This is a genomic window from Nonomuraea sp. NPDC050783, from assembly GCF_040802095.1.
Lineage (GTDB): Bacteria > Actinomycetota > Actinomycetes > Streptosporangiales > Streptosporangiaceae > Nonomuraea.
On sequence record NZ_JBFAHK010000042.1, the window covers coordinates 40727 to 55396 of the forward strand.

A 14670-nucleotide genomic window follows, 5' to 3' on the forward strand; every position below is an offset into this window, starting at 1 on the left:
TTCAGCCGCGCAGCAGGAACTCGCCCATGGCGGACACCGAAGCGTTGACTGCTTCGAACCCGTCCCGGCGCATCTCCTCCTCGTACGTGCCCACCGCATCGAGCAGCGGGCGCCCATCGACCAGGTGACGGCACAGGCGCCCGGCGTCCTGCAGGGCGGTGTTGGCGCCGGAGCCGCGGTTGGGCGGCATGGCGTGAATGGCGTCGCCCAGCAGGGTGACGGTGCTGGGCTGCCACGGCTCGACCGGCATCGAGGCGCCGAGCGGCAGGCAGAGCGTCTGCTCCGGCCAGGCCCGCTCGACGACCAGCCGCAAGGTCGGATGAGCCGGCTCGATCAGCTCGCGGGCGCGTTCCCAGAGGCGCGTGGTGCCGAGGGCCTGGAATCCCGTCCCGAGCCTGTCGTTCGGCGGGATCAGGGCCCACATCAGGAAGTCGGTGTCCTCGCCCGGCTCCAGTCCTGGCAGCAGCCGCGCGGCGGCGCTCGGTGGCGGCTCCTTGAACTGCATGGCCGCCAGGATCATGCCGAGGTCGTCCAGTTCGGTGATGGTGAAGTTGCTCCCGATCAGATCGGTGATCCCGGTGCCGGCGATCTCCGCGGTGATCGGCGTCTTGCCTCCGAGCCAGCGCGCCCCGGTATCGATCACCTGGGCGTACGGAAGGAGCTGGCGGCGTACGGCGGAACCGATGCCGTCGGCTCCGACCAGCAGATCTCCGTCAGCATGGCCGCCATCGGCGAAGTACGCGCGAACACCCTGGCTCAGGTACTCGAACCGCACGACGTCCCGGCCGAAGTGCACGTGGTCCTCCATGCCGTGCAGCAGGATCCGTCTCAGTAGCCGGCGGCTCACCGGGTGGCCGGGCCGCACCGCGTCGGGCCTGCCGTCCCTGCCGTCGAAGGAGCTCGTGGCCAGCAGCTCCAGGCGGCCGTTCACGTCACCGATCACCTTGAGCGCTCGGCTGTCGTGTCCCAGGGTCGCTTCGAACAGTTCGGCATGGGCCGGCGGCAGGCAGGCGTGCAAGGCGTGCTTTCCCCGGTCGTCCATGTGGAAGCGAGCTCCCTGAGCGCGGCTGTCAGGTGCCGGGTCCCGTTCGTAGACGGCCGTCTCGACCCCGGCTCGGCGCAGCCCGTGGGCGAGCGTGAGCCCGCCGAGTCCGGCTCCGGCGATGATGACGCGCAAGGTCACGGCTGATCTCCTCTGTTCAGGATCTGGTTGAGTACGGTCTCGATGTCGTGCTCCGGCGATGCCGTCCGTGCCCGCCAGGCGATGATCCCGTCGGGACGGACGAGCACGGCACCGGTGCCGCTCACGCCGAGGGCCTCGGCCCACGACGGCTCCAGTGCGATGAGCGGGAGGCCGGTGCTGGTCCAGCCGGGCCCGGCCAGGCAGACGAAGTCCCGGCCGAACAACTCGGGCCCCAGGCAGGGCACGCGGGTCCCGGGCAGCCCTGCGGACTCCAAGGGGTCCACGAAGGTCTGCTCGCCTTCCGAGATCACCGCCGAGGACCGGTACACCGCACCGAATTCCAGGGTGAGCCGGTCGGGCAGATCCTCCGAAGGGGGGATCACGCCGATCCGGGTGAGCGCGTCGGTGAGCGCGAGGTTCGCGAGCGGACGGCGCTCGGCGTCGTAGCTGTCGAGCAGCCCGGAACCCGCCGTGCCCTTGAGGGTCAGAGCCAGCTTCCAGGCGAGATTCTGCGCGTCCTGGAGCACGTTGCCGCCGTGCATACCCGGTGTGGGCGGCAGCGAGCAGGCGGCGTCGCCGATCAGCGCGACCCTGCCACGCGTGAACCGCTCAGCGGTGAGCAGGGTGATCGGCAAGCTGAAGGTGCCCCCGATCTCGACTTTCAGGTCCGGCAGGCCGGACGCTGAGCGGACGAGCTCGACCAGGTCCTCGCCCTCGTCGGGGCTGTCGTCGGCCGGGCGTGGGCGCAGGAGCACCCACGAGTCGCGCTCGGACTCCTTCAGCAGGGTGCCGCCCACGCCATCGAGCTGCACTCCGGCGAAGTGCCGCCCGCGGATGGCCTCGCCGAGGTCCGCGCGGAAGGCCACCCCGTAGAGGTGGGCGATGGTGCCAGGACCTTCGGCCTCGATCTGGGCGCGTTCACGGACGAGGCTGTACGGGCCGTCGGCGCCGACCACGTACGAGGCCCGTACGCTCGTGTCACCCTCCGGCCCGCGTACGTCGGCGACCAGCCCGTCGCCCTCCTCCCGCAGGTCGATCAGCTCGGAACCGGTCCAGATCTCCGCGCCCAGCTCCCGGGCGCGTTCGCGCAGCAGCTCACGCAGCCACGCATGGTTGCAACACACCGGCTGGAGCGGGCTCAACTGCGGTGGCACGGCCACCCACGGCTGCGGGACTCGCCCGAGTTCGGCGCCGGCCAGGGTGTCGGCCCGCAGCATGTCGCCGAGTTCGTCGGGGTGGAAGCCCGCCGCGCGGACCCGTTCCTCCAGGCCGAGGACCCGCAGCAGCTCCATGGCGCGCACGCCGAGCCGTTCGTTGCGCGACGTGGGTGGTAGTTGGGTCCGACGTTCGACGATCAAACAGGGCACGCCGTGGTGACCGAGGAGGGTGGCCGCGGCCAAGCCGCTGAGCCCTCCACCGACCACCAGGACGCGGACGCTTCGATCCATGGGTCCTCCATCTCGGATAAGTTCGGCAGGCGGTGAAGTAAGCTGACGGCGTGAACGACACCGTCGGTGAGCAGGGGCGCCGTGGTCGCTGGCGCACCGGCGCGGCCAACCGGCAGCGGATCATGGCGGCAGCGGCGGCGCGGTTCGGTGCCGAGGGGTTCCAGCGGGCCACCATCAGGGCGATCGCCGTCGACGCGGGGGTCGACCCCGCGATGATCCACTACTTTTTCGGCAGCAAGCAGGGCCTCTACGAGGCCGTGCTGAACAGCTACAGCCCGCAGCGCGATCCGGTGGGTGAGCTGCTCTCCGAAGGGGTGGAGCGCTTCGGGGAAAGGCTGGTGCGCCGGTTCCTCGACGTCACCGAGGGAGGCGACGCCGCGGACGGGGTGGGCGCCCTGACCCGCCTGGCCGTAACCGATCCTGAGCCCGCGGCCAAGCTGCGCGCGTTCATCGAGGCCGAGTTCGCCGGTTCGCTCGCCAAGCACTTCGACCTGCCGGACGCGCAACTGCGGGCCGGCCTGATCGGCGCCCATCTGGCCGGCCTGGCCGTGGCCCGCCACCTCCTGCGCGTGGAGCCTCTCGCCTCGATGTCCACGGAATCGCTTGTCACGCTGACGGCGCCCGTGATCCAGCGGCTGGTCAGCGAGCCGCTGGGGTGAACTTCACCGGCAGTTCGGCCAGCCCCCGGAACAGGGTGGCGGTCCCCAGCCGCTGACGCAGTCGCTCGGGCGGGCAGTCGAGCGCCAGGTCGGGGAAGCGGTCCAGCAGGCCGCGGAAGGCGATCTGTGCCTCCATCCTGGCGAGCGGCGCGCCGAGGCAGAAATGCAGCCCGTGGCCGAAGGCGACATGGGCGTTGTCCTCGCGCTGGATGTCGAACCGGTCAGGGTCGGGGAAGCGCCGGGGATCCCGGTCGGCTGCGGCCAGCGCCACCGTCACCTGGCTGCCCGCCGGGATGGTGACCTCGCCGATCTGGATGTCCTCCACCGCTGTGCGGCTCGTTCCTTGCTCGACGGGTCCGTCGTAGCGCAGCATCTCCTCGATCGCCGAGGGCAGCAACTGGGGCTGGTCGCGCAGGAGGGTGAGCTGGCCGGGGTGGCGCAGCAGCGCCGCCACGCCGTTGCCGATCAGGTTGACGGTCGTCTCGTGGCCGGCGACGAGCAGCAGGTTCAGCATGCCGACCAGCTCGCGCTCGTTCAGCCCGTCCTCGTCGTCGGCCGCCGCCACCAGTGCGCTGGCCAGGTCGGGCTGTTCGTCTCTGGGTACGCCGGGCCGCAGGTCGCGGCGCTTGCGTTCGATCAGTGTGGCGAGGTAGCCGTTGATGGCCTCGATGCCCTGCGATCGCCTGGCGCGCAGTTCCTCCTCCAGGGGCATCAGCAGCATGGCGGCGGTCCAGGACCTGAAGTCGTCCCGGTCCTCCTGCGGCACCCCGATCAGTTCGCTGATCACGGTGATCGGCAACGGGTAGGCGAACGCGTCGATCAGATCTACCTGCCCCAGGGGCGCCATCCGGTCGAGCAGATCGTCGGTGATGCGCCGCACCCTGGGGCGCAGGGCCTCGATGCGGCGCGGCGTGAAGCCCTTGCTCACCAGGCGGCGCAACCTCGTATGGTCGGGCGGGTCGCTGTTGAGCATGTTCGTTCCGGTCGGTCCCTCGTCGGCGGTGATGATGCCCAGATCGCGCAGCCATTGAGGAGCATGCCGGGGGTGCTTGGAGACGCGCGGGTCGTTCAGCAGAGCCCTGGCCTCTTCGTACCCGGTGACCATCCAGACCTGACCGCCGAGCGGACCCTCGGCGGGGCGGACGGGACCGTCCTGGCGCATGCGGACGTATAGGGGGTACGGGTCGGCCCGTCCCTCCGGGCTGATCAGGCTGGGCTCGGACGGTGCCGGAGGTGGCTGCCCCAGTGTGGTCCGTACCGCACTGGCCGGGAAACTTCCGAGCGCGCCGACCTTGACCTTGCCGGTCCACTGATCACCGTCCACGACGCCGGTGAAGCGCAGGTTCATCCCCATGACCGCCCTGCGCACCAGCCAGCCCACCTCGTCGTCGCGCACCGTGCCCTCGTCGATCTCCCAGGCTCCCTGCGCGCCGGTCATCGTCCCTGACAGGCGTTCGCCGTCCGAGGTGAACGTCGCGGCGAAGCTCTGCTCGCCCCTTGGAGACGCCGCGGTGAACGCCCACGTGCCGTCGATGCTCATGCTGGGCTTGCTCCTCTCAGAAAACTTCATCCTCCGACGAAGAAATATAGGCCACCGGAGAGATTACTTCAACGCAGCATGAAGTAATGCGCTCCTTTGAGTGGGCGTTTAGTCCTGTCTGGTCCCGGGTTCAGGCGCCGCCCCGGGTGGGGGTGTTCTCGCCGGTGAGACGGCGGGTCATGACGTCGATCATGGCGATGTGGATCATGGCTTCGGAGCGGTCGGGACGGGCTTCGTAGTCGCGGGCCAGGCGGACGTCGATGCCCAGGGCGGCGGCGCCCTCGATGACGGTGGTGCGGCAGGCGCTGTCGGGCCAGGCCTTGGTGAGGGTGGGCTGAGCTGCGGCGACTGTGGCCAGGGGAGGCAGGCCGGTGGCGCTGTCGGACACGCCGGCGGCGGTGACGAGCACGGCCGGCAGCAGGCCGGGGGTGTCGGTGACGGTGCTGCGTTTGCGGCCGGCGATCTTCTTGCCGGCGTCGTGGCCCTGGCTGGTGGCGGGGACGGTGGTGGAGGTCCCAATGCCGTTTAGATAGCGATCTTGCTGGTAGCGTCGCTTGGCGATCTCGTCGGGTGATGCGGGCGGTTCGGGGCGGTTGACGGATCTGGTCGCGGTTGGCGCGCTGACATCGCTGATCCCTCGCCAGGCCGTGGACGCGGGCCATCGCGACGCACGGATGCCGGGAGCGACGCGTCCGCAAGCTCCCCGCGCATGTGGTCATCTACCTGCTGATCGCGTTATGCCTCTACCCCGACGACGACTACGAGGAGGTCGCCGAGAAGCTGACGGGCATGCTGGCCCTGGTGCCGGGCGCGCGCTGGCAGGCGCCGACCCGCGGGGCGGTCACCCAAGCCCGCCAGCGGCTGGGAACCGGGCCGGTCAAAGAGGTGTTCCAGCAGATCGCCCGCCCCTCGGCAACCGCGTCGACGCCGGGCGCGTGGCTGAACCGCCGGCGGGTGATGGCGATCGACGGGTTCGTCCTGGACCTGCCCGACACCGCCGATGTAGCGGGCTGCTGGGCCGGCGAGCAGACCCTCGCCTTCTCCCTCTATCGGCAGTTGACCGCGGAGATGCCACTCACCGGCGACCGCGGCTTCTCCAGCTTCCCCGCCTGGAACCAGGCCCGGCACAGCGGCGCGCACCTGCTCTGGCGGGTCCAGGCCGGACTGCGCCCCTACTGGCTGCGCGATCTGGCCGACGGGTACTGGCCGACGGGTACTGGCTGGCCGTCATCACCGAACCCGCCGGCCTGCGCCGCTCGCGGAAGGACCGGCTGCGCGAGGCCGCCCGCCAGGGCCGAGACCTGGGTCCCGAGCACGCGGTGATCATCCGGGTGGTCGACTACACCGTGCCCGACCGTAAGGGCGAGCTCATCCGCCTGATCACCAGCGTCCTGAACCCGGCCGAGGCCACCGCCGAAGAGCTGGCCCGCTGCTATCACGATCGCCGGGCCGTATCCTGCGCTCCCGCACCCCCGAACTGGCCTACCAGGAGATCTGGGCCTACCTCTTGACCCACGGGGAGTTATGCACGCTGATCTGCACCGCCGCCACCGCTCCTACCCGCGAGCCGTCAAACGCTCACGCAAGAGCAGCTACCGTGAACGGCGCCCGTCCGACAAGGGCATCCGCTACGCGGGGACCGCCGACCGTTGCACTCGTACCCACGCCATCGGCAGCCCAAAGCGACATCATGATCATCTCTTGTCTAAACGGCATTGGCCCGAACGAGCTTCTTGCTGCCAATTATTCATCTCATTCCTGCCATTATTCACAACTGATAGGAGTATTCGCGAGCTGCGCATTGACACTTTACGCACCCGCCCCCTTGACTGGTCCGCATGTCGACGAAATCAGCTCGTCCCAGATGGTATGCCGCGACCTTACTGATAGTGATGTCCACGCTTGGGGCGGGCTCCCTGCCGGCCACGGCGGAGACATTGCTGCCCGCGCTTGCGCCGAGCCAGACTCCGGCGTCGCCTGATCCCGGCGGGAAGCAGGGCAGCCCGCTTACCGATCTGAACGCGTACCCGAAGTATACCCCGGCGGACCTCGAAGCAGCGGCGGCAAAGGAGCGCGGAGCCAGAAGTGCCGGCCCTCCGCCGGACAAGAACACCGCGGAAATAGTAAGCCGCGAAGAGCTTTCCGACGGCCGCGTGCGTGTCGACTTCTATACCTTGGCTGCTGAAGCAGATCCCGAAAAGGTGGCCGACTCGCTCCGCAAGAGCGGGCGGAAGAACGTCGAAGTGCTCCGGCCCGAGCCACAACCATCGACGGACGGCGAGGTGCAGCCCATGGGGCCTGGCGACTGCACGTACGGCCAGGCACACGCGTTCACTTGCCCCAACGTCTGGTGGACGAACCTGGGCAGAAGAAATCCTGTGGTCCTGTTCAACGACCACTCGGGCGCGACATGGCCGACGACCAATGCCGTCTACAAGTGGAACCAGACTCCGAACATCGACAGCTGGTACACCTGGAACAATTGCAATCAGGCCGGCGTCCACTGCGTAGGCGTCTGGTCGGCCAATTATGGCGCGACCGGCTGGATCGGCCACACCAACCTTATCTGGGCCTCTACCAAGCCGGGACAGATCAGGGACGCGGACGTCCAGTTGAATGACTACTACACGGGAACGTATTTCACCCGCAACAATGTCGTGACCCATGAATTGGGTCACGTGCTGGGGTTGGGGCACAACGACTACTGGAATGACGTCATGTACTACAGCGCAAACACGAGAGAGGACATCGGAGGCGAAAACCCGGCTCTGCTCGCCCAGATCTACTCCATAGATCGCGAATAGGCCGTGGTGGGTACCGGTCCATATCTCGATCATCAGTGATCAAGGTGCGGCCGGGCGAGCGGGGTTCCACGAGCCCGCAGGCGCGTAGACCCAAGGCCATCGTTCGGCCGGCCGGGCCGTTCTTGAAACGGCTGGACCGAGATTGACGAGATTCCCGTCCGGTCGCAGCGAGGGCTGAGGATTGTCATCGAAGGTCGAGTGGCTGCTGGGACTTGAGTTCCAGGAGAGACGGTGAGGAACCGGTTGTCGTGGCCCGCCGTTCTCGGCCGGAACGTCTTCAACGCCATGGCCGAGATCTGCATGGCCGCCTCCCGGGCACCGGCGCTGCCGAGCAAGCAGCAGACCGATTGCACCACGGACCGCGCCGAGGCGGCGATCGTCGCCGTGCGGGCCATGGCGTCCCGCATCGTATGAGGAGAAGGCCCGGTCGGCGGTGCTGCGGGCTGTCAGCCGTCGGCGTCGGCAGCCCGCCGCCCCGTGACGGTGGCCAGCATGAGACGGCGGGCGCGCTCCGCCGCGGCCATGTCCTCCAGCAACTGGATCTCCTGGTTGGCCGCCATGGCGATGCCGGTGAGCGTCGTGACGAGGTCGTCCGGGTCTCGTCCGGGGGCGAGGTCGCCGGCGGCCCGTGCGGCGACGATCTCCTCGCGCAGGAACGCCCGCCACCGCATCACCGCGGTGCGCAGGAAGTCGCGCAGCTCGCCCGGCCGCCCGTCGAGCTCGCAGGACGCGGCCGTGACAAAGCAGCCGTTCGGGAACGGGCCGCCATCCAAGTAGCCGCACCACCGGTCGATCACGACCCGCAGGCGGGGCAGGCCCGGCTCGGACGTCAGGCCGGGCATCACCACGGCCTCGGTGAACAGCTGGGCCGCTCTGGCCAGGACTGCGAGCTGCAGCCCGGCGAGCGAGCCGAACGGACCCGCGACACCGGCCTTGCTCATGCCCAGCGCTTGCGCCAGCGAGCCGATCGTCATGCCGTGCAGCCCGTCGATGGAGGACATCGTCACGCCGGTGGCGACAATGCGCTCGCGGGTCAGCCGGGCTTCTTCGGCGGATCTCCTCACGTTGACGAACGTAGCAGACAGCCGTACGGTAACGCCAATAAACGTACGACCGTCTGCTAAAAGGAGTGCCACCATGCGAGTGCGCTGGTTGGGCTGGGCAGGGATGGAAGTCGAGTCGCAGGGCCACAGCCTGGTGATCGACCTGCTGGGCCGGCCCGAGGACGTACTGGAAGGCACGCCGCTCGCCGCACCCCTGCCGAAGGTCGTCGCGCCACACACCCAGGGCGACGTGCTCGCCGGGCTCTGCACCCACCTGCATCGCGACCACACCGACGCGGGAGCACTGGCGCGGGCCCTGCGCCCCGGTGGGCAGGTCCTGCATCCGGCGCCCTTCGGCGGCGATGATCACGAGAACCTGTGGACGCTCAAGGCCGACCGTGAGCTCGATGAGCTGAAGCTGGCGCGACGGCCCATGGGTCTCTGGGAGACGGCCACCATCGGGCCGTTCACGATCGCAGCCGTGCCGGCCGTGGACACGCTGGGCGACCCGCAGGTGTCCTGGGCTGTCGAGGCGGGCGGCAAGCGGGTGCTGCACCTGGGCGACAGCATGTTCCACGGGTACTGGTGGCGGGCCGCCCACCGGTTCGGGCCGTTCGACGCCGTCCTGACGCCCATCAACGGGCCGACCGTGTGCTTCCCGCACTGCCAGCCACCGAGCCCGTACGCCGCCTCGCTCGACGCCGCACAGGCGGCCGTGGCGGTGCGCCTGCTGGGGGCGGCGGTCGCGGTGCCGATGCACTACGACGGATTCCATCTCGACGGGTTCTACCAGACGCAGCCGGATGAGCTCGCCCGCTTCCTGGACGCCGCCTCCGGTGAGAGCTACGAGGTGGCGGCGCTCGAGCAGGGCGAAACCCTCACTCTCTGAGGAGTTGGTGAGGGTTGGTGACCCGTTCTTCTCTGATGAACAGTTGGAGCGCCTGCTGCTCGATCGGGACTGGTGGTCCAACCGTGCACGTCGCCGTGGCGGGGATTCGTGCCCGGGGCCAGGTTCTCGGTCATCAGTCGCGCCAGGCGTTGCCGCCGTCGTCCCCGAAGAAGTACTCCACCTTTCGCCACCGCCTCGCCTACGCCCTGCGCCACCCCGCCCACATCGCGTACTACCGCGCTGTGATGCGCTCCGACACCTGTGCGGATCCGGACGCGGCAGTCGGCAGCGGCAACCGGGATCGCTGGCCGGCGCTGGGCGCGACGCAGTTCGACTACCTCCTCGGCCAGGGCCTGCGCCCCGAGCACCGCATGCTGGAGATCGGGTGCGGCAACCCGCGTGGCGGCTGGCGGTTCATCCGGCACCTGGAGCCTGGCCACTACTACGGCATCGACATCTCGCCGGACATCCTCATCGGCCGGGTGCTCGTACCGGGCGGCTGGTTCGACTTCACCTACGACCGTACAGAGAGAAAGGAACACCACGTCCTGCGGGAGGACTTCTACTACCGTACCGAGACGCAACGAAGTGAGGCGCCGTCGGCAGGTGAGTGCGCAGGTGCCGGAAGGCGTGCGGCAGGGCGAAGGTCTGCTCGACGGCCGAGCGTTGTTTGCCCAGGCCAGAGACGTGCTCGGTGCCACGGTGGGCGATCAGTGGGCGTATCCGCGGCCGGCGAGTACGACGTCGGGGCGCTGCCGCGGGCGGCCGCGCACAGGAGGAGTGTTTCTCCGGCAACACCGAACGGCCCGTCCGCAGAGGGCGGGCCGTTCGGGACGGATTGAGCAGACGCCGGCCCAGCGACAGATTCACGCCGCCATGTCCTGCCAGTGCCTGGCAAATGTCCTGTTCATGGCCTGGATGGGCCACATCACCCAAGTGACACTTCCAAGGACAAGTCCATACAACGGGGAGGAAGTCATGCATGGTAGAAGGCTTCTGTCAGCCAAGCAGGTGACGAAGCTCGTCGGATCACTGCTTGTGATCCTCGGAATGACGGCGGCGTTCGTCACCCCGGCCAACGCGGCCGAAGCGGCCCGCCCGTCACGTGAGGGGCACTGGTACAGGTGCAACGACATCTCGGGATCGCCGCTGTGCATCTCCATCTGGGGCGACCTCAACGAGAACGCGGACGTCAACGTCTGGTACAGCAAGAACGCCGGCCCCGAGCGGCTGGTACAGCTGTACCTCTCAGCATGCGGCGGCCAGCGTGACCTTGTCGCTCAGGGAACGGTCGAAGCAGGCGACACGATAGATGGAAGCCGCGTCAAGTACATCTATTTCAACTCCTGCTGGGTGGGACACATGCGGATCGGCAATACGCAGTACACCACCGGCGAGGTGACCACCAGGTAACGACATGTCCGGCCAAGCTCACTCGACGCCTGCGGGAGCATGATCACCACCGCGATACCGGGGGTGCCCATAGCGGCCTCCGGTGGCGCTGTTGCCGTGGTTCTGCGGGAGTGCTTCATCGCGCGGGGGTGACGGGGGCTCGCTGGACCGCTCCGACGTTCATGGAGATCGGGCCGAGCCCGGCCCGGCCGTGCATTTGTCGCGTGATCCTCTTCGTGCGGGTGTCGACACAGATGGGCAGATCAACGGCTCGGACGGTGGCGGTCCAGGCAGTGAGCTCGGCGTCGTTGGCGTCGGCTGGGGTGAGCAGTTCGGCACCGCCGACCACGACCGGCTCGCGCTGCGGGACACGCCGGGGTCCATCGGGGTGGCGGAGTTCTTCGTGGCCGGCGAGGTGGGGCGGTGGCCGGGCACGACCACGTGCACGGATTCACCGTGTCCGTCCTGGTCTTCTCCGGATCCTCGTCGGGTGGCCTCAAGCGTATGCAACAGGATCGAGACGAATCGTGACGATGGTGGGCCCGGCGGCCCCCGCTGCTCGGGAGGGGCCGCCGGGCGGGCCGCTGTCTTCCGGCGGGAGGTCGCCGGATCAGCGGTCTATCGATGAGGAGTCACGGCCCTGGGGGTGAGGAGCCGTGCGGATGGGGGATCAGTCGTTCTTGTTGGTGACGCCCTTTCCCTCCTCCGTGCCCTCGTCGAGGGTGGGACCGTTGTCCTGCTTGTCCGCGGTTCCGCCGGTCTCGTTGTCAAGAGGCGGGATCGTGGGCGCGGACGTGGGGTTCTGCGTGTCCGTGGTTCCGCTGGTGTCGTTGTCAGCGGGCGGGATCGCGGGCGCGGACGTGGGCTCGCAGGGGGCGACCGTCCCCTTGACGATCTGCAGAGAGGCCGAGGACGGCGCCGCGGAGTCGCCGTCCTCGCTCTTCGTGACGGCCAGCACCAGCGTGGACCCCTCGGGGACGTCCCCCTCCTTGATCGTGAAGGCGATCCCGTCATCCGCCTTGCTGATGCCCGCGGCGAACTTCCCGTCCGCCGCCCCGTTCTCGCCGCGGGGCTGCTTGCAGGTCTGGCCTGCGGGCAGGTAGTCCACCACCGACTTGATCCCGGTCTCGGCCAGCTTGGCCTCCAGGCCGTCGGGGTCGACGAACGAGTTGATCTGTACGTTGACCGTGCCGTCCGAGCCCTTGGAGACCGCGTACGCCGCGCTGCCGCTCACGCCGGTCACGCCGGTCACCATCACCACGGCCGTGGCGGCCGCCGCGACCCCCGCCACCACGGCGGACAGTCCCACGATGCGCCGGGTACGTCGTACGGGTGTCACAGTTGTCATGTGATTTTCTGCCTTTCTCGTCACGATCTCGTCCTTGAGTGCACTCAGAAGGCGATCTCCGAAGGTGGCCGTATGTGCACCGCGCCCGCCGCGCCCTCGGGAACGTCGCCTCGTCATCGGCCGTGTACCAGGAAGGACGGTTGAGGCGCACCGGCCTCGCTCCCTTCGTCGTTCGCCCCTACACCTCTACTTGGATCGGGCGGCGAGAAGCGTTTCAGACGCTGTTCGACGACACCTCGGATCGAGACCTGCGGCAGCGACAGGGCCGGGCGCGGCCGACGACCCCGCGGCCCTCGATGCCTTGCTTACGTCTCGCCGGGGTCGGCGCGCCTTTCGCACTTCCATTCCGACCGCCTGCACCGACGAGGACATGCGCCGCCTGGACGAGGCCGGCGAGGGCGAGACCCTGGGCGGCGCCTACAGCCCAGCCGAAGCCGAACAGGTGACCGGCGGCCGCCGGATGGCCTGCCATCTGGACCAGCCGGACGGTGCGCACCCGCTACGGCCGTGCGCGGCCCGGCCGGCCGTGATCGGCCCGCGCCGTTTCCGAGCCCGCCCAGTGGGTCGAGGCGTCCGGGGTCGGCAAGCAGTGGGTCGAGACGCCCGAGGTCGGCGAGGCCGGCACCACCCCCGCCCTCGCCCTGCCCCGAGGGCACCGCGCTGGTGCACGGCGCGCAGGCCATCGCCGCGCGGCACCCGGCCGACGCCGCCGCGGTGGTGTTGCCGGCCATCACCGGCATGCGCGCCGGGGGGACTGGAGAGCCTGACCGTCGGGCGGATCGAGCGCTCGGCGGGTCACTGGGTGATCCGCGTCCGGCTCAAGGGCGGCGCGATCATCGTGGTGCCGCTACCGGAGGTGGCCACGGCGTCGCTGCGTCCGCTGCTGGCCGGCCGTAAGCCGAACGACCTGCTGGTGCAGCGCGCCGACGGCAACAGCTTCGACCGCTGGCGGCACATGAAAGCGGTGAGCCGGAAGAATTACCATATATGACGATCATGCGGTGCTTCGTAGTAGTGGCGGTTTGCCTGTGGACGACGGGGTGCGTGGCCGAAACGACGCACACGCGCACCCCCACCACCCCAGCCACGCGAAGTCCTGGACTGATGCCAAGCGCGCCGATCAAGGACGCGGCGCGATGGAAGCACATCAAGGTCCCGCCGCTCGGTGAGACGACGCTGGCGCTGACTGACGTGGTGGCGACCGGCGCGGGGGACGCCTGGGCAGTCGGAGCCGAAGACGACCGTGAGGATGGCGACGGGTTCCCCCTCCTGCTCCGATGGGACGGATCCCGCTGGGCCAGAAGCCGTCTCCCCTGGCAGCCGAACTACCTCGACGCCATCGACACGGACGGACCGGATGATATCTGGCTCGCGGGAGGCGAAGAGGTGGCCAGGCGGCACGACGGCCGCTGGACGGTTCGCCGGCCGTTCGGCGACTTCGACGATCACGGTATCCACTTTCGCGGCATCTCCGCGGACAAGGGCCGTGCCGTGGTGATCGATTCCGAGCGGCACATCGTCCAGTGGAACGGGAAGAGGTTCTCCACGCACAGAGTCGGCGACGGCGACGTCCTCAACGGGGTCTCGCTGGTGCGCGGTCGCGCCTGGATCGTTGGCGCCAAAGGCCGCGCGGGGTGCCAAGGGACCACGCCGAAGATCCTGCGTCTCACCCCGGAGGGGGAACTGCAAGACATGCCCGTCCCGGATGTACCCGGGGGAGCCCTCAACAGTGTCCGGCAGGTCGCGCCAAACGACGTCTGGGCCGTGGGGACGATCTCCACGAAGGGGGACCAGGCGTCGCCTTGTCCAGGGACGGTGACCGCACCGCCGGTCGACGCCGCACGCCCGCTCGTCATGCACTGGGACGGTGTCACATGGAAACATGTGCTCCTGCCCGCCTGGAGCCTGTCCCTCACCAAGGTCACGGCAACCGAGCGGAACGAGGTTTGGGCGAGCGGCACCGATCCCCGCCACGAGGAGGTGGTCGCCTTCCTTCGCTACGACGGGGCGACATGGAGCAGGGAGGACACTCATCCCGGCGGCACGGACAACGTGGTCAGCGTCTCGGACATCCCCGGGACGTCCGAGCTGTGGGCGGTGGGCACTGTCAGGGCGTCGTCCGACAACCCGGGCGCGTTCATCCTTCGGCGCCGCTGACCGGGGCAAACGCGGCGACCGGCCGGACATATGACATTCGATCAACAATTTTTACCAGATTATCGCAGGTCAGGTACTACTTCGCTGGAAATTCTTCTTTGCTATCGAGGCTCCATGTACGTGATAACAGATTATTATCGCGTGAACCTTACGTATTGCATCTGATGCATGGTCGCTGCGATGAGCGCACGAAGGGCCGAGCTGCGG

Annotated in this window: 14 protein-coding genes and 3 pseudogenes; 9 read left to right on the forward strand and 8 right to left on the reverse strand. The window is 68.7% G+C overall.

Translation table 11 applies throughout. From position 1 onward, the window contains the following. Position 1: 1 nt before the first annotated feature. Both AB0H75_RS48420 and AB0H75_RS48425 read right to left on the reverse strand, forming a co-directional pair. A complete protein-coding gene (locus AB0H75_RS48420) occupies positions 2–1183 on the reverse strand; it encodes an FAD-dependent oxidoreductase (protein WP_367808527.1) in 1182 nt (393 codons plus the stop codon). Then, positions 1180–2631: an FAD-dependent monooxygenase gene (locus AB0H75_RS48425; RefSeq protein WP_367808529.1), complete on the reverse strand. Its 1452-nt coding sequence runs from the start codon at positions 2629–2631 to the stop codon at positions 1180–1182. The genes AB0H75_RS48420 and AB0H75_RS48425 overlap by 4 nt, the downstream gene beginning before the upstream one ends. Before the next feature lie 50 nt (positions 2632–2681). Here AB0H75_RS48425 and AB0H75_RS48430 point away from each other — a divergent pair, with 50 nt between their 5' ends. Beyond that, positions 2682–3290 (forward strand): TetR family transcriptional regulator, encoded by a 609-nt coding sequence (locus AB0H75_RS48430; RefSeq protein ID WP_367808531.1) that lies wholly within the window; start codon positions 2682–2684, stop codon positions 3288–3290. On the opposite strand, the gene AB0H75_RS48435 is transcribed toward AB0H75_RS48430, so the two are convergent. Together AB0H75_RS48435 and AB0H75_RS48440 are read right to left on the reverse strand one after the other, a co-directional pair. After that, a complete protein-coding gene (locus AB0H75_RS48435) occupies positions 3271–4830 on the reverse strand; it encodes a cytochrome P450 (RefSeq protein ID WP_367808533.1) in 1560 nt (519 codons plus the stop codon). The two genes, AB0H75_RS48430 and AB0H75_RS48435, sit on opposite strands and share 20 nt — an antisense overlap. 130 nt (positions 4831–4960) lie before the next feature. After that, on the reverse strand, positions 4961–5350 hold the full coding sequence (locus tag AB0H75_RS48440) for a transposase (protein WP_367808553.1): 390 nt from the start codon (positions 5348–5350) through the stop codon (positions 4961–4963). 140 nt (positions 5351–5490) lie between these two features. Here AB0H75_RS48440 and AB0H75_RS48445 point away from each other — a divergent pair, with 140 nt between their 5' ends. The 3 genes from AB0H75_RS48445 to AB0H75_RS48455 all read left to right on the forward strand — a co-directional run bounded on the left by AB0H75_RS48445 (position 5491) and on the right by AB0H75_RS48455 (position 8048). Continuing rightward, positions 5491–6153 carry a transposase domain-containing protein gene (locus AB0H75_RS48445; RefSeq protein WP_367808555.1) on the forward strand — a complete coding sequence of 221 codons (663 nt, stop codon included), beginning with the start codon at positions 5491–5493 and terminating at the stop codon, positions 6151–6153. A gap of 515 nt (positions 6154–6668) precedes the next feature. Continuing rightward, a complete protein-coding gene (locus AB0H75_RS48450) occupies positions 6669–7634 on the forward strand; it encodes a M57 family metalloprotease (protein ID WP_367808535.1) in 966 nt (321 codons plus the stop codon). A 231-nt stretch (positions 7635–7865) separates the two neighbouring features. Next, positions 7866–8048, forward strand: a complete 183-nt coding sequence (locus tag AB0H75_RS48455) for a hypothetical protein (RefSeq protein ID WP_367808537.1) — start codon at positions 7866–7868, stop codon at positions 8046–8048. Between the two features lie 32 nt (positions 8049–8080). Here the strand turns inward: AB0H75_RS48455 and AB0H75_RS48460 are convergent, their stop codons facing one another. Continuing rightward, the gene (locus tag AB0H75_RS48460) at positions 8081–8698 is read right to left on the reverse strand and encodes a TetR/AcrR family transcriptional regulator (protein WP_367808539.1); all 618 of its coding nucleotides are present in this window, start codon (positions 8696–8698) and stop codon (positions 8081–8083) included. Positions 8699–8771: 73 nt separating this feature from the next. On the opposite strand from AB0H75_RS48460, the gene AB0H75_RS48465 reads away from it, so the two are divergent. Together AB0H75_RS48465 and AB0H75_RS48470 are read left to right on the forward strand one after the other, a co-directional pair. Further along, positions 8772–9566 carry an MBL fold metallo-hydrolase gene (locus tag AB0H75_RS48465; RefSeq protein WP_367808541.1) on the forward strand — a complete coding sequence of 265 codons (795 nt, stop codon included), beginning with the start codon at positions 8772–8774 and terminating at the stop codon, positions 9564–9566. 149 nt (positions 9567–9715) lie between these two features. Then, a pseudogene (locus AB0H75_RS48470) lies at positions 9716–10147 on the forward strand (methyltransferase); the annotation flags it as partial. A gap of 31 nt (positions 10148–10178) precedes the next feature. Here AB0H75_RS48470 and AB0H75_RS48475 read toward each other — a convergent pair. Beyond that, positions 10179–10289 (reverse strand): annotated as a pseudogene (locus tag AB0H75_RS48475) (IS5/IS1182 family transposase); the annotation flags it as partial. 195 nt (positions 10290–10484) lie between these two features. On the opposite strand from AB0H75_RS48475, the gene AB0H75_RS48480 reads away from it, so the two are divergent. Beyond that, positions 10485–10979 carry a hypothetical protein gene (locus AB0H75_RS48480; RefSeq protein WP_367808543.1) on the forward strand — a complete coding sequence of 165 codons (495 nt, stop codon included), beginning with the start codon at positions 10485–10487 and terminating at the stop codon, positions 10977–10979. Positions 10980–11094: 115 nt separating this feature from the next. On the opposite strand, the pseudogene AB0H75_RS48485 reads toward AB0H75_RS48480, so the two are convergent. Both AB0H75_RS48485 and AB0H75_RS48490 read right to left on the reverse strand, forming a co-directional pair. Continuing rightward, positions 11095–11304: pseudogene (locus AB0H75_RS48485) on the reverse strand (hypothetical protein); the annotation flags it as partial. A gap of 324 nt (positions 11305–11628) precedes the next feature. Then, positions 11629–12306: a hypothetical protein gene (locus tag AB0H75_RS48490; RefSeq protein ID WP_367808545.1), complete on the reverse strand. Its 678-nt coding sequence runs from the start codon at positions 12304–12306 to the stop codon at positions 11629–11631. 802 nt (positions 12307–13108) lie between these two features. Here AB0H75_RS48490 and AB0H75_RS48495 point away from each other — a divergent pair. Further along, positions 13109–13297, forward strand: a complete 189-nt coding sequence (locus AB0H75_RS48495) for a hypothetical protein (RefSeq protein ID WP_367808547.1) — start codon at positions 13109–13111, stop codon at positions 13295–13297. After that, positions 13294–14463 (forward strand): hypothetical protein, encoded by a 1170-nt coding sequence (locus tag AB0H75_RS48500; RefSeq protein ID WP_367808549.1) that lies wholly within the window; start codon positions 13294–13296, stop codon positions 14461–14463. Before AB0H75_RS48495 ends, AB0H75_RS48500 begins: the two co-directional genes overlap by 4 nt. Positions 14464–14670 lie beyond the last annotated feature (207 nt).